17 protein-coding genes and 3 pseudogenes are annotated in these 18,275 nt (G+C 49.0%); all 20 read left to right on the plus strand.

Going from position 1 to position 18,275, the window contains the following annotated elements; translation table 11 throughout:
- Nucleotides 1–137: 137 nt before the first annotated feature.
- Nucleotides 138–1,223, plus strand: a pseudogene (locus CZ203_RS00010) (VirD4-like conjugal transfer protein, CD1115 family); the annotation flags it as partial.
- Between the two features lie 67 nt (nt 1,224–1,290).
- A pseudogene (locus CZ203_RS00015) lies at nt 1,291–1,419 on the plus strand (Maff2 family mobile element protein); the annotation flags it as partial.
- 847 nt (nt 1,420–2,266) lie between these two features.
- On the plus strand, nt 2,267–4,186 hold the full coding sequence (gene tet(32) / locus CZ203_RS00025) for a tetracycline resistance ribosomal protection protein Tet(32) (RefSeq protein ID WP_002602099.1): 1,920 nt from the start codon (nt 2,267–2,269) through the stop codon (nt 4,184–4,186).
- An 81-nt stretch (nt 4,187–4,267) separates the two neighbouring features.
- The gene (locus CZ203_RS00030; protein WP_002602098.1) at nt 4,268–4,612 is read left to right on the plus strand and encodes a helix-turn-helix domain-containing protein; all 345 of its coding nucleotides are present in this window, start codon (nt 4,268–4,270) and stop codon (nt 4,610–4,612) included.
- Between the two features lie 323 nt (nt 4,613–4,935).
- Nucleotides 4,936–5,703 (plus strand): class I SAM-dependent methyltransferase, encoded by a 768-nt coding sequence (locus tag CZ203_RS00035; protein WP_002602097.1) that lies wholly within the window; start codon nt 4,936–4,938, stop codon nt 5,701–5,703.
- Between the two features lie 204 nt (nt 5,704–5,907).
- Nucleotides 5,908–6,354: an RNA polymerase sigma factor gene (locus CZ203_RS00040; protein ID WP_002602096.1), complete on the plus strand. Its 447-nt coding sequence runs from the start codon at nt 5,908–5,910 to the stop codon at nt 6,352–6,354.
- Nucleotides 6,344–6,547: a helix-turn-helix domain-containing protein gene (locus CZ203_RS00045; protein ID WP_002602095.1), complete on the plus strand. Its 204-nt coding sequence runs from the start codon at nt 6,344–6,346 to the stop codon at nt 6,545–6,547. The genes CZ203_RS00040 and CZ203_RS00045 overlap by 11 nt, the downstream gene beginning before the upstream one ends.
- A gap of 533 nt (nt 6,548–7,080) precedes the next feature.
- On the plus strand, nt 7,081–7,479 hold the full coding sequence (locus CZ203_RS00055) for a plasmid mobilization protein (RefSeq protein WP_002602094.1): 399 nt from the start codon (nt 7,081–7,083) through the stop codon (nt 7,477–7,479).
- Nucleotides 7,451–9,073 carry a relaxase/mobilization nuclease domain-containing protein gene (locus CZ203_RS00060; protein ID WP_002602093.1) on the plus strand — a complete coding sequence of 541 codons (1,623 nt, stop codon included), beginning with the start codon at nt 7,451–7,453 and terminating at the stop codon, nt 9,071–9,073. The genes CZ203_RS00055 and CZ203_RS00060 overlap by 29 nt, the downstream gene beginning before the upstream one ends.
- Nucleotides 9,074–9,259: 186 nt before the next feature.
- On the plus strand, nt 9,260–9,451 hold the full coding sequence (locus CZ203_RS00065; RefSeq protein WP_006058351.1) for a hypothetical protein: 192 nt from the start codon (nt 9,260–9,262) through the stop codon (nt 9,449–9,451).
- The gene (locus tag CZ203_RS00070; RefSeq protein WP_002605636.1) at nt 9,441–10,199 is read left to right on the plus strand and encodes a phage replisome organizer N-terminal domain-containing protein; all 759 of its coding nucleotides are present in this window, start codon (nt 9,441–9,443) and stop codon (nt 10,197–10,199) included. The genes CZ203_RS00065 and CZ203_RS00070 overlap by 11 nt, the downstream gene beginning before the upstream one ends.
- Nucleotides 10,196–11,053, plus strand: coding sequence for an ATP-binding protein (locus CZ203_RS00075; RefSeq protein ID WP_002605635.1), 858 nt, complete (start codon nt 10,196–10,198; stop codon nt 11,051–11,053). Before CZ203_RS00070 ends, CZ203_RS00075 begins: the two co-directional genes overlap by 4 nt.
- Nucleotides 11,050–11,232: a transposon-encoded TnpW family protein gene (locus CZ203_RS00080; RefSeq protein WP_002605634.1), complete on the plus strand. Its 183-nt coding sequence runs from the start codon at nt 11,050–11,052 to the stop codon at nt 11,230–11,232. Before CZ203_RS00075 ends, CZ203_RS00080 begins: the two co-directional genes overlap by 4 nt.
- A 100-nt stretch (nt 11,233–11,332) precedes the next feature.
- The gene (locus tag CZ203_RS00085) at nt 11,333–12,943 is read left to right on the plus strand and encodes a recombinase family protein (RefSeq protein ID WP_002605633.1); all 1,611 of its coding nucleotides are present in this window, start codon (nt 11,333–11,335) and stop codon (nt 12,941–12,943) included.
- A gap of 87 nt (nt 12,944–13,030) precedes the next feature.
- A pseudogene (locus tag CZ203_RS15400) lies at nt 13,031–13,126 on the plus strand (Maff2 family mobile element protein); the annotation flags it as partial.
- Nucleotides 13,127–13,199: 73 nt separating this feature from the next.
- Entirely contained in the window at nt 13,200–14,063 is an 864-nt protein-coding gene (locus CZ203_RS00095; RefSeq protein ID WP_002604481.1) for a VirB6/TrbL-like conjugal transfer protein, CD1112 family, read from the plus strand.
- A gap of 10 nt (nt 14,064–14,073) precedes the next feature.
- Nucleotides 14,074–14,622, plus strand: a complete 549-nt coding sequence (locus CZ203_RS00100) for an MT-A70 family methyltransferase (protein ID WP_002604480.1) — start codon at nt 14,074–14,076, stop codon at nt 14,620–14,622.
- A gap of 1 nt (nt 14,623) precedes the next feature.
- A complete protein-coding gene (locus CZ203_RS00105) occupies nt 14,624–15,016 on the plus strand; it encodes a PrgI family protein (protein WP_002604479.1) in 393 nt (130 codons plus the stop codon).
- Nucleotides 14,976–17,372: a VirB4-like conjugal transfer ATPase, CD1110 family gene (locus CZ203_RS00110; RefSeq protein ID WP_002604478.1), complete on the plus strand. Its 2,397-nt coding sequence runs from the start codon at nt 14,976–14,978 to the stop codon at nt 17,370–17,372. The genes CZ203_RS00105 and CZ203_RS00110 overlap by 41 nt, the downstream gene beginning before the upstream one ends.
- The coding region (locus CZ203_RS00115; protein WP_087064110.1) for a DNA-methyltransferase at nt 17,369–18,275 on the plus strand (907 nt) is incomplete at its 3' end. The genes CZ203_RS00110 and CZ203_RS00115, both read left to right, overlap by 4 nt.

The raw sequence follows: 18,275 nt of genomic DNA on the forward strand, positions 1-18,275 counted from the left end.
ATTCACCACCCTTGAACGACACTGATTTGAAGCAATAATGGCGAGCCGGATACATCGAGAGGTGTACGTCCGGTTCTGGGAGGGGTTTGGGCAAACCTACGGCAGTAATGCCGCAAGGCGGCTCATTCCTACTCTACGAGGGAGAAAAAAGCGCGGAGGATTTTTGGGTAAAGGCAGAACGGCTTTTGTATTGCGCGTTGGTGGGCTACATCTGGTACGAAGCCCCCGCCGAGGAAATGAACTTTATTACCCTGTTGGAACTTATCAACGCCAGCGAAGCCCGCGAGGACGACGAGGAATATCAAAGCCCCGTCGATTTGCTGTTTGCCGACTTGGAAGAACGCGACCCCGACCATTTCGCGGTGAAGCAGTACCGAAAATATAAATTGGCGGCGGGCAAAACCGCAAAATCAATCCTCATTTCTTGCGGTGCGAGGCTCGCTCCTTTTGATATAAAGGAATTGCGCGATCTTATGTCCTACGACGAATTAGAACTTGACACGTTAGGCGACAGAAAAACAGCTTTGTTTTTGATTATGAGCGATACGGACAGCACGTTTAATTTTGTTATCGCTATGCTGCAATCGCAGTTATTTAATCTCTTGTGCGACAAGGCCGACGACGAATACGGCGGCAAGCTGCCGGTTCATGTTCGCTGCCTGTTAGACGAGTTTGCAAACATTGGACAAATCCCGCAGTTTGAAAAATTGATTGCCACAATCCGCAGCCGGGAAATCTCGGCTTCTATCATTCTGCAATCGCAGAGCCAGCTAAAAGCCATTTACAAGGACGCGGCAGAAATCATACTTGACAATGCCGACAGCACCTTGTTTTTGGGAGGGCGCGGGAAAAATGCAAAGGATATTTCGGAGAACTTGGGACGTGAAACAATCGACAGTTTCAACACTTCCGAAAATCGCGGCACGCAGGTTTCTCATGGCCTCAATTATCAGAAATTGGGAAAGGAGTTGATGACACAGGACGAAATCGCAGTTATGGACGGAGGAAAATGTATTTTGCAGTTGCGCGGCGTGCGCCCCTTTTTCAGCGATAAGTACGATATAACGCAGCACCCGAACTACAAATACCTTTCCGACTTCGACAAGAAAAACGCTTTTGACGTTGAACGGTATATGTCCACCCGTCCGGCAATCGTAAAGCCCGACGAACCCTTTGACATATACGAAATAGATTTGTCCGACGAGGACGCAGCCGCCGAATAAAAACGGCGGCATTTTTATTTCCAACAACATTTTTTGAGCCGTTTTAGCGGCAGAAAGCGAGGTTTATATGGATTTTTTCAACAGCGCAGTTGACGTATTGCAGACTTTGGTAATCGCGCTTGGCGCAGGACTTGGCATTTGGGGCGGCATTAACCTCATGGAGGGGTACGGCAACGATAACCCCGGCGCGAATGCTCATGTACGGTAAGGAAGCAAGCAACCGAAAACAAGAGATAGACCGCCAGCACTACACTATTCCGAACCAAAGACCAAAAGATAAGCATTGTGGGAAAATCTAAACTTTTGGATTTTCCTACAATGCCGACTACGGCGGAATCCTTCCCACTCCTTATATCTTTATTTCCGTATACATTGAATTTGTATTTAGTAAATGCTATAATGTCCCTATTCAAATTATAAATGTGTTGAATTAGTTACATGTACATATTTTTTGTGCCGCATAAATACCCTGTTGAGGTTGTCGTTCTTTGTCCAGATGTGGAAACAATAAAAGGAAGGGAACGATACAGGGAGAAAACAGGCTATTCCGGCTTTACGGTTGAAACCTTATACGATACATTTATGCAGACAACACCACGGATCGGCTTTTGGCTGGACAATTCCAACCAAACACCACAGCAGACAGCAGAAACCATTCTGAACGCCAGAAAGTCGGTATGATTGTTACATATAAGGGGAAGAAAAATTTCTTTTAGGTACTTTCTTTCCTAAAACTAATGTGATATAATAGCATCATTCCAAAAAAGGAGTAAAAAATATGCGGCAAGGTATTCTTAAATAAAACTATAATCAAATAGTGGGAACAAAGGATTATGATAGTCCCTTTTGTGGGGGCTTGGTTTTTTGTACCCAATTTAAAAATACTTTTGCCTTATCAATTTTGACATATCCGAAAAACAGCAATCACAAACAGGTGTATGCTGTATATGTGTATGTCCGCAAATTATAATCCCCAGTGGTAAAAGTATTTTACTGCTGGGGATTTTTATGCCCTTTTGGGGCTGTAAAAGGAGGACAATCACATGAAAATAATCAATATTGGAATTCTCGCCCATGTAGACGCAGGAAAAACAACATTGACGGAAAGCCTGCTGTACACCAGTGGAGCGATTGCGGAACAAGGAAACGTGGATAAAGGAACTACAAGAACAGACACTATGATTTTGGAACGGCAGCGCGGAATTACCATTCAGACAGCGGTTACTTCTTTTTGCTGGAATGATTATAAAATCAATATCGTGGACACTCCCGGTCATATGGATTTTTTAACCGAAGCATACCGCTCTTTATCTGTCCTTGACGGAGCTGTTTTAGTCATTTCGGCAAAAGACGGCGTACAGGCACAAACCCGTATATTATTCCATGCGCTTCAGAAAATGGACATTCCGACAATTATCTTTATAAATAAGATAGACCAAAATGGGATCGACCTGCGGCGTGTTTACCAAAGCATTAAAGATAAACTTACCAGTGATATGATTGTCATGCAGGAGGTTTCCCTGTCGCCAAAGATAACCATGACCGATATTTCTGATTTGGACAAATGGGATATGATTATTTCCGGAAGCGATGAACTATTAGAACGATATGTTGCAGAGGATTCTTTGGATATACAGGAATTACAATATGAAAAGTGCAAAAGAACCAGATGCTGCTCTTTGTTTCCTGTTTATCATGGGAGTGCAAAAGACAATTTAGGAACAGAAAAACTGATTGAAGCGATTACAGAAACTTTCATTACAGAAACAGACGATATTCAGTCTGAATTATGTGGATATGTTTTTAAGGTTGAGTATACAGAGCGGAAAAAACGGCTTTCTTATTTACGCCTGTATCATGGGACGCTCCATTTACGGGATACCCTGCTGCTGTCAAAAAAGGAAAAAATAAAGATTACAGAAATGTGTATTCCGTCAAATGGTGAAATCGTCCCGGTTGACCATGCCTGTCCGGGAGAAATTGTTATTTTAGCTGATGATACTTTGAAACTGAACGACATTCTGGGAAATGAAAAACTCCTGCCTCACAAAACACGGATTGATAATCCCATGCCATTACTTCGGACAACGGTAGAGCCGCAAAAGCCGGAGCAAAGGGAAGCCCTGTTAAATGCCCTCACAGAGATTGCTGATACAGACCCTCTTTTGCATTTTGACATTGATACTGTTACACATGAGATTATATTATCTTTTTTGGGAAAAGTACAGTTAGAAGTTATTTGTTCGCTATTAGAAGAAAAATATCATGTGGGCGTGGCTATGAAAGAGCCTTCGGTTATTTATCTGGAAAGACCGCAAAAAAAAGCGAGCTACACGATTCATATTGAAGTGCCGCCGAATCCGTTTTGGGCATCTATTGGTTTGACTGTAACACCGCTTCCTGTTGGAAGCGGAACACAATATAAAAGCGAGGTATCTCTCGGCTATTTAAACCAAAGTTTTCAAAATGCCGTCATGGAGGGTGTGCGTTATGGAATGGAGCAGGGCTTATATGGCTGGGGAGTGACAGACTGCCAAATTTGTTTTGATTATGGAGTTTATTACAGCCCGGTCAGCACCCCCGCTGATTTTCGTTTTCTTGCGCCTGTCGTGTTGGAGCAGGCATTGAAAAAAGCAGGAACACAACTGTTGGAACCATACCTTTCCTTTACCCTTTTTGCACCGCAGGAATATCTTTCACGGGCTTATAATGACGCACCAAAGTATTGCGCAATCATTGAATCAACCAGACTTGAAAAAGATGAAGTTATTTTTAAGGGGGAAATCCCTGCCCGTTGTATTGGTGAATATAGAAATGATTTGAATTTTTATACAAATGGAAGAAGTGTCTGCATTACAGAATTAAAAGGGTATCAGGAAACTTCCGGCGAGCCTGTGTTTCAGCCACGCCGCCCGAACAGCCGTTTAGACAAGATCCGGCATATGTTTCAGAAGATAATGTAACATCTTGCGCAATGCAAACGTTCATTGCTGGCTATTGCGAAATATCATTGATAAAATCAGCATCAGAGAGGAGGAACCATTTTGAACCAGAAACAGACGGATATTACAACAGGAAAGCAAATACGTCATCTGCGAACACAATCGGGAATGACACAGGAAGAACTGGCTGGGAAATTGAATGTTACCCGGCAGGCGCTATCGAATTGGGAGAGAGATGTTAATGAACCCGATTTAAATACGTTGAAAAAAATTTGTTTTCTTTTTGGAGTCCACATGGACGATTTTGCGAAGGAGGTAATAACAAAAATGGAAACATGTGAAAAAAAGAGAAACGACAATTTAATAAGTATGATATGGCAATTGGACTTTTTTATGGTGTCGGGATATTTCTTGGCATTGGTATTTTCTTTGTTGGCGGTTTTATGACAATGTCGGGTGCAGGGTGGGGAGCATCACTATTTGGCGGTGGCTGTTTTTCTCTTGTATTTGGCTTGATATGCCATGCAGTTATTACATTGAGAAGAAATGACAAATGATGACATATCCTGCTTTCTAGTCTTTTCGGTCATATCGCGTAAAAAAGCCGCTGCTTTTGGCTTTCCAATAGCGGCGGCAAAGGGAAATATCCTTTGAATACCTTACAGAAGAAAAGTTTTGCAGCATTATAAAAATAAAAGCCTATACCATTTTGGAAAGAAAAGATACATAATAGTCAAGACGGCAACAATCAGAAGTTATGGAGGGTAACAATGGAATATAGTAAGGAAGATTTAATGGAAGCAAAAAGGCAAATTTTGGGAGTGGGAGAGAACATGGGAACAGAGGAAAGCAAAAAGATCTGGGAGAAAAACGCACAATTTTGGGATGATGCAATGGGTGACGAATCCAATGAATTTCACAGAGAGGTAGTACGTCCCAAAGTAACGGAACTTCTCTCTCCTGATCCTTCGGATTACATTTTGGATATTGCGTGCGGCAATGGAAATTATTCTTCGTATCTTGCACAGAGAGGCGCTTCGGTCGTCGCTTTTGATTACAGCAAAAAAATGATAGAATTGGCTAAAAGACGGCGATCACAATATGCAAAACAAATTGAGTTTTGCGTAGCGGATGCGACCAATAGAGAAAGCTTATTAGGATTAAAAAGAAATCGAGCCTTTACGAAAGCAGTTTCTAATATGGCAATTATGGATATTACGGATATTGAACCGCTTTTTATGGCTGTTTATGAACTATTGGAGGAAAACGGGATTTTTGTCTTTGCAACGCAGCACCCTTGTTTTATCACATTGACTGAAAAATATATGACACCGCACAGTTACTATGATATAGCGATCGAAGGGCAGCCGGAGGAGCAGATTTATTATCATCGTTCCATACAAGATATTTTTAACCTTTGTTTCAGAGCTGGATTTGTCATTGATGGATTTTATGAAGAATGTTTCAAAAACAATAAAGAAATTCCTATGGTAATGATAGTAAGGCTTAAAAAGGTAAAACGTGATAGCTTAAAATAAATTCAAGTTTGCCGGATAAATAGCAAACCCGGCCGAGCCAGTCAACGGTCAAGATGAACGGGCTTCGCCCGCCGTTGACAGCCCCGCCCGGTTTTGCAGTTAGGCAGTCAAGGAGCGACAGCCTAAAGTGCTGCCGCCCCTTACTATCATAAAAAGCAACTACTAACCAGCCACAGCCCTTTTGGGAGGAAAGGGGGATTTTCCATGACCTGTACAGAAGAATATCGGGAACATATCGAGTACACTTTCCATGCCTTTTGCAAAGTCGTTATCCGAAATGCAACGATCAACGCAGCGAGGACACGGAGCAGGAAGCACAAAAGAGAAATATCCCTTGAATACCTCACAGACGAAAAGCACTACCCTTTAGGCACGACAGATGAATATTTCCAAGCCCCGGAGCCGGACGAGGAATACATACTTACCCTTTGCGGCGATACGGTCATTTTCAGCAGCGGTTTACTTGCGGAAGCCCTGTCACGGCTGGACGAACGGGAGCGGGAAATGATTTACCTGTCCTTTTTCAAGCGTATTCCACAGCACGAAATTGGCAGACAGTACGGGCGCAGCCGCAGCACAGCGGGCTACCATATCCGAAAAGCCCTACGGCAGCTCCAAGCGGAAATGGAGGGAATGGCATATGAGAAATAATAGGCTTCTCCCCTATGAAACAATCGTCCAAGCCGCCAGCGGGGAGCCGGAAGCGGTGGGAACTGTATTGCAGTATTACCGCCGCCGCATACAATGTGCCGCCCGTGTGAATGGACGGGTAGACCAAGATACAGAGGACTACATCACCCAGACGCTTCTCACAGCTATTTTCAAGTTCCGCTTTGGGAGATAGCCCTACCGCCTACAACTGAATAACCGCCGCTTCGCCGGCAACCAGAAAGCAGTAAATCTATTCAACAGATTTGCTGCTTTTTTTCGTTCCTGTTTGGCATTTTTGAAAATCCCCAGTATGAAAAAACAAAAGGGAAAATAGCCGCCGCAGTTGGCAAAATCCCTTACTTATCCGTAGAGGGTATCAAAGAAAAAAATACTGCCATTGTCCGCCTATTCCGGCTTGCGTGGTGTTGTAGGGAATAGAGGGGAAATTCTAAAAATCTCCGTCCATTTTGCTTTGCGTGGTGTTGTAGGTAGTGAAAGGAAAATTTTCAAGATAAGCCGGAATAGCGGGTAGCAAAGCCCTTTTGAAACGTTTTGTTAGCGGAAAGGACGGGAGCCGGGGAACGCCGGAGTTTTTCAGAGCAAGATTCTACCGAGGTGCCAAAATTCGCTCTCCGCTTATTTTTGCCCCTGCGGGAATCTTGTTGGGGAGTGCCTTCCCCAAACCCTGCTATGCGCCCTGTCGGGCGAGAAAGGAGGTCACAGACCATGCGAAAGAAATACAATACGCCCCACCGCCGTCATGTGGTAAAGACCCGCATGACCGATGAAGAATACGCCGACTTCACCGGGCGGCTGGCGGCTTATGAAATCAGCCAGTCCGAGTTTATCCGGCAAGCCATACGGAAAGCGACCATACGCCCCATTGTCACCGTTTCCCCGGTCAATGACGGGCTGCTTGCCGCCCTCTCCAAGCTCACGGCAGAGTACGGGAAAATCGGCGGCAACTTAAACCAGATTGCCCGGAGCCTGAACGAATACGGAAGCCCCTACCGGGGGCTGGAAAAGGAAGTGCGGGGAGCCGCCGCCGACCTTGCCGCCTTGAAGTTTGAAGTCTTGCAGAAAGTAGGTGAAGCCGTTGGCGATACTCAAACATATCAGCTCTAAAAATGCCAACTACGGGGACGCTGAAAAATACCTCACATTCGAGCATGACGAGTTTACCATGAAGCCCACCCTTGACGCAGACGGGCGGCTCATACCGAGGGTAGACTACCGCATATCCTCTCTGAATTGTGGCGGGGAGGATTTTGCCGTTGCCTGTATGCGCTCCAATCTCCGCTACGGCAAGAACCAGAAACGGGAGGACGTAAAGAGCCACCACTACATCATCAGCTTTGACCCACGGGACGGCCCGGACAACGGCTTGACCGTTGATCGGGCGCAGGAGCTGGGCGAGAAGTTCTGCGCCGAGCATTTCCCCGGACACCAGGCCCTTGTCTGCACCCACCCGGACGGACACAGCCACACCGAAAATATCCATGTGCATATCGTCATTAACAGTCTGCGGATTGCGGAGGTTCCCATGCTGCCCCACATGGACAGGCCAGCGGACAGGAAAGCAGGCTGCAAGCACCGCTGTACGGACGCAGCTATGAACTATCTGAAAGCCGAAGTCATGGAGATGTGCCACAGCGAGGGGCTTTACCAGATAGACCTTTTGAACGGCAGCAAAGAACGCATTACCGAGCGTGAGTATTGGGCGCAGAAGAAAGGACAGGCTGCCCTTGACAGAGCCAACGCCCCTATTGCTGCGGACGGTATCGCGCCCCGGCAGACCAAGTTTGAAACGGATAAGGCGAAGCTGCGCCGGACTATCCGGGAAGCCCTTGCCGCTGCTTCCGGCTTTGATGAGTTTGCCGCCCTGCTTCTCCGGCATGGTGTGACCGTCAAGGAGAGCCGGGGGCGGCTAAGTTACCTCACGCCGGACAGGACGAAGCCAATTACCGCCCGGAAGCTGGGGGACGATTTTGACCGGGCTGCTGTCCTCTCCGTTTTGGAGCAGAACGCCGCCAGAGCCGCCGAAAAACCCGCAGCCATAGCGGAATACCCCGGCAGTATCAAAGACCGCTTACGGACGAAAAAAGAAGCGAAAAACGCCCCGAACAATGACGCTGTACAGCGCATGGTAGACATAGCCGCCAAGCGAGCCGAGGGGAAAGGACGGGGCTATGAGAAGTGGGCGACCATGCACAACCTCAAACAGATGTCGGCTACCCTCATGCTCTACCAGCAGTATGGCTTTTCTTCCCCGGACGAGCTGGACGCTGCCATTTCCGCAGCCAACACCGCCACGCAGGAGAGCCTTGCCGGACTGAAAGGGCTGGAAGCCGCTATCCGGGAGAAAAAGGAATTGCAGCGCAACCTTTTGGGCTATATCGGCACGAAGCCCGCCCGTGACGGTCTGAAAGCGCAGAAATCGGAGAAAGCCCGGAGAGCCTACCGGGAACAGCACGAAAGCGATTTTATCATAGCGGACACAGCCGCCCGTTATTTCCGGGAGCATGGAATAACCAAGCTGCCAGCCAGCAAAGCCCTGCAAAGGGAGATTGAGCAGCTTACCGTCCAGAAGAACGCCGGATATAACGACTACCGGGAGAAACGCCAGCGGGCGCAGGAGCTTCAGACAGTCAGACGCAATATCGACCAGATTTTAAGGGGCGCACCGAGCCAGCAGAAAAAGCGTGAACAGGAGCGTTAAAGACCGCCCCGAAATGATACCGAAACCCTACAAAAATACAGGTATGATATGAACCCTTACCGCAATACTCCCCGACTTCCAAACGGGGCTTACAGGGCAGAAAAAGCCCGAAAATGATACCGAGAACATACAGAAAATGCCCCCTATCCCGCTACACCGATAGGAACGGCAGAAAGGAGCTTACCATTGCCGAGAATGAGCAAGAAGCGGCGGCTGGAATGGTCTTTCTTCCTCAACCACCGCAACCGTATCACTTACAACGACCTATGCCGGGGCTGCACCCGTGACTGCAAACAGAGCTTCCGGGCGGTTATCATACTATGCCCTCGCTATTATTCCAAACGCTGGAAAAAGGAGGACGCAGCCTATGGCAGATAACCGCAAATATTACTACCTCAAGCTGAAAGAGAGCTATTTTGACGATGATGCAATCGTTCTGCTGGAAAGTATGCAGGACGGCGTTATCTATTCCAACATTCTCTTGAAGCTGTACTTGAAATCGCTGAAAAACGGCGGGAAATTGCAGCTTGACGAGAATATCCCCTACACCGCCCAGATGATTGCGACCATTACCCGCCAGCAGGTAGGTACCGTAGAGAGAGCTTTGAAAATCTTTATGAAGCTGGGGCTTGTGGAGCCTTTGCCAAGCGGCGCACTCTACATGAGCAACATTGAGCTTTTAATCGGCCAGTCCTCTACCGAGGGGGAGCGCAAGCGCAGGGCGCGGCTGGCTTTGCAGGAACAAAAAGCCCTGCCGCAGACAGGGGCGGACAAATGTCCACCATATCGAGCGGACATTTGTCCACCAGAGATAGAGATAGAGAAAGAGATAGATATAGAAATAGAAAAAGAGAGAGAGTTAGAAACGGGACACCCCGCCCCCGCCGCCTATGGCAGATACCACAATGTCATTCTTTCCGATACGGAGCTTGACGGGCTGAAAACAGAGCTTCCCGGCAAGTGGGAGTATTACATTGACCGCCTATCCTGCCATATCGCTTCCAGCGGGAGGAAATACAAGAGCCATGCAGCCACGATTTTCAAGTGGGCGCAGGAGGACGCAGCCAAGAAAGCCCCGAAAAAGGGCATACCCGATTATACCTGTAAGGAGGGCGAGAGCTTATGACGAATGGATTTGATGAAATGATTTTGAATATGACCGACACCACGCCGGAGCCGGAGGACTACACCGGCGAGGACGGGCTTTTATACTGCGGGAAGTGCCACAAGCCCAAAGAGGGCTATTTCCCCAAAGAAACCGCCGCATGGCTGGGGCGTGACCGCCACCCGGCAGAATGTGACTGCCAGCGGGCAGAGCGTGAGGAACGGGAAGCCGCAGAGAAACAGCGCAGTCACCTTGAAACTGTCGAGCGGTTGAAGCGGCGGGGCTTTACAGACCCGGCTATGCAGGGCTGGACGTTTGAGAACGACAACGGCAAGTGCCCGCAAATGGAACACGCCCATTTCTATGTGGAGAACTGGGAAACCATGAAAGAGCGCAACATTGGCTATCTGCTATGGGGCGGCGTTGGCACAGGCAAGAGCTATTTTGCGGGCTGTATCGCAAATGCCCTTATGGAGCGTGAAATCCCCGTGTGCATGACAAACTTTGCATTGATATTGGGTGACCTTGCCGCCAGCTTTGAGGGCAGGAATGAATATATCTCCCGACTTTGCAGCTTCCCGCTGCTTATCCTTGACGATTTTGGAATGGAACGGGGAACGGAATACGGCTTAGAGCAGGTCTACAACGTGATTGACAGCCGTTACCGCAGCGGCAGGCCGCTGATCGTCACGACTAATCTCACGCTGGAGGACTTGCAGCACCCGGAGGACACCGCCCACGCCCGCATTTATGACCGTCTGATTGAAATGTGTTCTCCTGTCCGCTTTACCGGGAGCAACTTCCGAAAAGCCACGGCGCAGGAGAAAATGGGACAACTGAAAAAGCTGATGAACAGAAAGGAGAGCCGCCTATGACCAACACCCCAAAGAATGACCGCAGCACCCGCCGCCCGGATTGCGTGACGGAAATCCGCATAGGTAATTCTGTCCTTGTCGTTTCCGGCTATTTCAAGCAGGACACCACCGCCACCGCCGCCGATAAAATGCTGAAAGTGCTGGAAGCGGAAGCTGCTACACAAAAATCGGCAATTTGACGGGACGTAAAGAAGCAGAAAGGACTGTACAGCCAGCCCCGGCGTGTGGTATGATAGTCATACGGAATAGTGGGGCTGGCTGTCGGAAATGGAGGACACTATGTTAAGACAGACCACCCGAAACCTTATTACCGCCCTTTATCCGAGATTATCCCACGAGGACGAGCTGCAAGGTGAGAGCAATTCTATTTCAAACCAGAAGCGTATTCTTGAAACCTATGCGAAGCAGAACGGCTTTTCCAATCTGCAATGGTACACAGATGACGGTTATTCTGGGGCGAACTTCCAAAGACCCGGTTTTCAAGCCATGCTTGCGGACATTGAAGCCGGAAAAGTCGGCACCGTTATCGTCAAGGATATGTCACGGTTAGGGCGAAACTATCTGCAAGTGGGAATGTATACGGAAATGATTTTCCCACAGAAAGGCGTCCGCTTTATCGCTATCAATGACGGAGTGGACAGCGCACAGGGCGACAATGATTTTGCCCCTCTGCGGAACATTTTTAACGAATGGCTGGTGAGAGATACGAGCAAGAAAATCAAAGCAGTAAAACGGTCTAAGGGTATGAGCGGGAAGCCCGTCACGAGCAAACCCGTATACGGCTACTTTATGGACGAGGACGAAAATTTTATCATTGACGGGGAAGCCGCCCCTGTTGTGCGGCAGATTTACAGCTTGTGCCTTGCCGGGAACGGGCCGACCAAGATAGCCCGTATGCTCACAGAGCAGGAGATCCCCACGCCGGGAACGCTGGAATACCGTCGGACGGGAAGCACCCGCCGCTACCACCCCGGCTATGAGTGCAAGTGGGCGACCAATACCGTGGTACATATCCTTGAAAACAGGGAGTACACGGGCTGTCTGGTAAACTTCAAGACGGAGAAGCCGTCCTACAAGACCAAGCACAGCGTAGAGAACCCCATTGAGAAACAGGCGATTTTCGAGAACCACCATGAGCCTATCATTGACACCCAGATGTGGGAGCGTGTGCAGGAGTTACGCAAGCAGCGCAAACGCCCGAACCGCTATGATGAAGTGGGCTTATTCTCCGGCATACTCTTTTGTGCCGACTGCGGCAGCGTCCTTTACCAGCAGCGTTACCAGAACGCCACCCGCAAGCAGGATTGTTATATCTGCGGGAGCTACAAGAAGCGTACCCGTGACTGTACGGCGCACTTTATCCGCACCGACCTGTTGACCGCCGGAGTGACCGACAATCTGCGGAAAGTCACCAGCTATGCAGCGAAGCACGAAGCCCGGTTTATGAAGCTGCTGATCGAGCAGAACGAGGACGGGGGCAAGCGCAGGAACGCCGCAAGGAAAAAGGAGCTGGAAGCCGCCGAGAAGCGTATCAGCGAGTTATCCGCTATCTTCAAGCGGCTGTATGAGGACAGCGTGACCGGGCGCATTTCAGACGAGCGTTTCACGGAGCTGTCGGCAGACTATGAAGCCGAGCAGAAAGAACTGAAAGAGAGAGCCGCCGCTATCCGGGCAGAGCTTTCCAAAGCGCAGGAAGCCACGGTAAACGCAGAAAAGTTTATGAATGTTGTCCGCAAGTACACCAGCTTTGAAGAACTTACCCCTACCCTTTTGCGTGAGTTTGTGGAGAAAATCGTTGTGCATGAGTGCAGCTATGACGAGAACGGCACACGCAGACAGGACATTGATATTTATTACTCTTTCGTTGGCAAGGTAGACCTGCCCGAATGACCGCCCGACCTATCCGGCGCAATGCGCAAACGCCGGATAGGAACGGCAAAATTTTTTACACTTCTACTACTTCTTTATCACACATCAGCAAAGTCGCAGGGCATGAAACAGTTGATGGCGGGCGGCGGCGTTGCCCTTATCGGCCTTACCCTTGTCCCGCTGCTCTCCGGCCTGTTTGGATAATGCCACAAACTAACACTACCCGCCGCGCTCTCCCGCTTCACGCGGGAGGGCGCGGGAAAGGAGGGATTAGCTTTTGATATGGCAGATGATTGAAGATTGGTTTCGCGGCATTTTGACAGACGGAATACTCTCTAATCTCTCCGGGCTGTTCGACAGCGTAAATACAGAGGTTGGAGAAATCGCAACGCAAGTCGGCACAACCCCCGCCGGGTGGAACGCGGGCATATTCAATATGATACGCAGCCTATCGGAAAACGTCATTGTGCCGATTGCGGGCGTTATCATTACCTTTGTCATGTGCTACGAACTAATCCAGCTTGTAATTGAGAAAAACAATCTGCACGATCTCGACACTTGGATTTTCTTCAAGTGGATTTTCAAAACCTTTGTTGCGGTGCTGCTGGTAACAAATACTTGGAACATCGTCATGGGCGTATTTGACATTACACAGAGCGTCGTCAACGACAGCGCGGGCGTTATCATATCCGACACAAGCATAGATATTGCAACCGTTATCACCGATATAGAAGCAAAGCTGGACGCTATGAGCGTCGGCGGGCTTTTGGGGCTATGGTTTCAATCACTCTTTGTGGGGCTTACCATGAAAGCGTTGTCTATCTGTATCATGCTGGTGGTGTACGGGCGCATGATTGAAATATACCTTGTAACGAGTATCGCCCCTATCCCCGTTGCGACAATGGTAAATCGTGAATGGGGCGGCATGGGACAGAACTACTTAAAATCCTTGCTTGCCCTCGGTTTTCAGGCTTTTCTAATTCTTGTGTGCGTCGGTATTTATGCGGTTTTGATACAGACAATCGCAGCAACCGATGACATATCCGGCGCGATCTGGTCTTGCATGGGCTATACCGTCCTCTTGTGTTTTACGCTTTTCAAAACGGGAAGCCTTGCAAAATCCGTATTCAGCGCGCATTAAGGGGGTGCAGATGAAGAAATACAAAATCATTTACGCCGATCCCCCTTGGAGATACGCGAGAAGCAAGGTACAGGGCGCAGCGGAAAAGCACTATCCCACTATGAGTATTGAGGAACTTTGCGCTTTACCCGTCAAAGAAATTGCGGATAAGGACTGTATTTTATTCCTATGGGCGACGTTCCCGCAGCTTAAAGAAGCGTTGCAGTTAATCAAGGCTTGGGGATTTACCTATAAATCCGTTGCCTTTGTATGGTTAAAGCAAAATCGGAAATCGCCCACTTGGTTTTATGGCTTGGGCTTTTGGACGCGAGGAAATGCGGAAATCTGCTTGCTTGCTACCAAAGGACACCCGAAGCGACAATCAAACAAGGTACATCAATTTATTATTTCCCCTGTTGAGCAGCACAGCAAAAAGCCGGATATAACGCGGGAAAAGATACTTGCCCTTATGGGCGACCTACCGCGTATTGAACTGTTTGCAAGGCAGCATACCCCTGGTTGGGACGTATGGGGAAATGAAATCAAAAGCGACATACGGTTTGCCGGAAAGGAGGTTTGAAATGGCGTATGTAACCGTCCCAAAGGATTTAACCAAAATCAAGAGCAAGGTAATGTTCAACCTTACCAAAAGACAATTACTCTGTTTCGGCGCGGCGGTGGCTATCGGGCTACCGCTATTCTTTTTGACAAAGGACAGCGCGGGAACGACAACGGCGGCTTTGTGCATGGTGCTTGCCATGCTGCCCATGTTCCTACTCGCTATGTACGAGAAGAACGGGCAACCGCTGGAAGTGATTATACGGCAATTTGTGGAAGTGAAGTTTCTTCGCCCCAAAGAGCGACCTTATCAGACCAACAATTTTTATACCGCCCTTGCGCGGCAGGAGCGATTAGATAAGGAGGTACGGGCGATTGTCAAAGGAAAAGGGAAAGACCCAAAACAAAAAGCGTAAACTTACGCGGCAGGAAAAGAAACAGATCGACGCGCTTATCCGGCAGTCAAAGGGCGACGGGAAGCCCCATACGGCGCAGGACAGCATACCGTTTGAACGAATGTATAAGGACGGGATTTGCCGCCTTGCAAACGGGCGGTATTCCAAGTGCATTGAGTTTGAAGATATTAACTATCAGCTTGCGCAGCCGGACGACAAGACCGCCATTTTTGAAGCCCTTTGCGATATGTATAACTCTTTTGACGCTTCTATCAGTGTGCAGCTTTCCTTAATCAGCCGCCATGCGAACAAGGAGGATTTCAAGAGCAGTATCACGATTGCCCCACAGAATGACGACTTTGACAGTATCAGAGCCGAATACACCGAAATGCTGCAAACACAGCTTGAACGCGGCAACAACGGGCTTATCAAGACAAAGTTTCTCACCTTTACCATTGAAGCAAAAGATATTAAATCGGCGCGGGCGCGGCTTGCCCGTATCGAAACGGACACCCTCAACCATTTTAAGGTGATCGGCGCGGCGGCGCGGGTATTGGACGGGAAGCAGCGGCTTGAAGTGCTGCATGGGCTTTTCCACCCGGACGGGGAACGCTTCAACTTTGCGTGGGAATGGCTACCCGTAAGCGGCCTTTCCGTCAAAGACTTTATTGCCCCGTCCTCTTTCCGTTTTGGCGACGGGCGAATGTTTCAAATGGGCGGGAAGTTTGGCGCGGTTTCCTTTTTGCAGATTGCCGCGCCGGAACTTTCAGACCGTATGCTTGCCGACTTCATGGAAGCGGAAAACGGGATTGTCGTCAATCTGCACATTCAGAGTATCGACCACAACGAAGCGATCAAGACGATCAAGCGGAAAATCACCGACCTTGACCGTATGAAAATCGAGGAACAGAAAAAGGCAATCCGCAGCGGCTACGATATGGATATAATTCCGTCCGACCTTGCCACCTACGGCGGCGAAGCGAAAAACCTTTTGCGGGATTTGCAGAGCCGGAACGAGCGAATGTTTTTGCTTACGCTGTTAGTTTTGAATGTGGCAGACACAAAGCAGAAATTGGACAACGACGTATTTCAGGCCGCAAGTATCGCACAGAAATACAACTGTATGCTCACCCGCCTTGACTACCGGCAGGAACAGGGGCTTATGTCCTCTATCCCATTGGGCGAAAACCTAATCCAAATCCAGCGGGGCTTGACGACTTCCAGCACCGCCATTTTCGTCCCCTTTACGGTACAAGAGCTGTTCCAAAGCGGCGAAGCGTTGTATTACGGCTTAAACGCATTATCGAATAACATGATTTTGTGCGACAGGAAAAGGCTGAAGAACCCTAACGGCTTGATACTCGGCACACCCGGCAGCGGCAAGAGTTTTTCGGCAAAGCGCGAGATCACCAACGCTTTTCTCATTACCGCAGACGATATTATCATTTGCGACCCGGAAGCGGAATATTACCCCCTTGTGGAACGGCTGAAAGGGCAGGTTATCAAGGTTTCGCAGAACAGCACGCAGTACATTAACCCGATGGATATAAACCTCAATTACAGCGAGGGCGACACGCCCATAGCCTTAAAGAGCGATTTTATCCTTTCCTTTTGCGAGTTGATTATGGGCGGCAAAAACGGGCTGGAAGCGGTTGAAAAGACTTTGATTGACCGCGCCGTTATCAGCGTGTACCGCAGCTACCTTGCAGACCCGAAGCCGGAGAATATGCCGATTTTGGGCGACCTCTACAATGAAATCAAGAAGCAGCCGGAAAAGGAAGCGCAGCGTATCGCGTCGGCATTGGAACTCTATGTAAATGGCAGTTTGAACGTGTTTAACCACCAAACAAACGTTGACATTCACAACCGCCTTGTCTGCTTTGATATTAAAGAACTCGGCACCCAGCTACGAAAACTCGGTATGCTCATTGTCCAAGATCAAGTTTGGAACAGAGTTACCATAAACCGCAGCGAAGGCAAGGCGACGCGGTACTATATCGACGAGTTTCATTTGCTGCTCAAAGAGGAACAGACCGCAGCGTACAGCGTTGAGATTTGGAAGCGTTTTAGAAAATGGGGCGGTATTCCGACAGGTATCACCCAAAACGTGAAAGATTTGTTATCGTCCCGCGAGGTGGAGAACATTTTTGAAAACAGCGATTTTGTGTATATGCTCAACCAAGCCCAGGGCGACAGGGAAATCCTTGCAAAGCAGCTTAACATTTCGCAGCAGCAAATGACCTATGTAACCCATTCCGACGCGGGCGAGGGGCTTATCTTCTATGGCAACGTGATTTTGCCCTTTATTGACCGTTTCCCGCAAGATACGGAACTCTATCGTGTAATGACGACCAAACCCGGCGAGGTGTCGGCATGAGGATAGAAATGGACAAAATCTATTGCGGCGACAGCTTGCAGGTGCTTCAAACCTTGCCGGAAAATGCAGTTGATTGTTGCGTAACGTCCCCACCCTACTATGCCTTGCGGGACTACGGCGCAGACGGGCAGATCGGACGGGAAGCAACGCCGGAGGAATATGTTTCCCGTATTACGGCGGTATTCCATGAGGTAAAGCGGGTGCTTACGCCGGAGGGTACTTGTTGGCTGAATATCGCGGACACTTATTGCGGCACAGGCAGCAAAGCCGACCACCAAGACCCCAAATACCCCAAAGGCAGGAACGGGCAGCAAGTGGCGTTTAACCACCGCGCCCCCGGCTGCAAGCCCAAAGATTTAATTGGTATTCCGTGGCTTGTAGCCCTCGCCTTGCGGGGCGACGGTTGGTATTTGCGCAGTTCTATCATTTGGCACAAAACAAACCCCATGCCGGAAAGCACGCGGGACAGGCCGACCCGCTGCTATGAATATGTGTTTCTGCTTACCAAGTCAAAGAAGTATTATTACGATTGGCAAGCAGTAGCCGAGCCGATAGCCCCCACAACGGCGGGGCGGCTGAAAAGCGGAGTTAGCAAAGGAAATAAGTATAACGTTACTGTTCCGGGGCAAAACCAACCGCAGAAAATCAACCGCCCCCGCGAAAAGGGCGCATACGCCGACGAGTTGATTTCTCCCGTCCGCAGCCGCCGCAACGTTTGGCAGATTAACAATGTCGGCTATCATGGCGGGCATTTCGCAGCGTTCCCGCCGAAACTTGCGGAAACGTGCATTTTGGCGGGCTGTCCCATCGGCGGGGGTGTGCTTGTCCCCCTTTTTGGGCGCGGGACGGCGGGGGAGGGAGGAAAAAGGCTTTACCGCCCCCATATTGGCACTTGGTTTAAAC

The organism is Intestinibacillus massiliensis (genome assembly GCF_900155735.1).
In the GTDB taxonomy this organism is placed as follows: Bacteria; Bacillota; Clostridia; order Oscillospirales; family Butyricicoccaceae; genus Intestinibacillus; species Intestinibacillus massiliensis.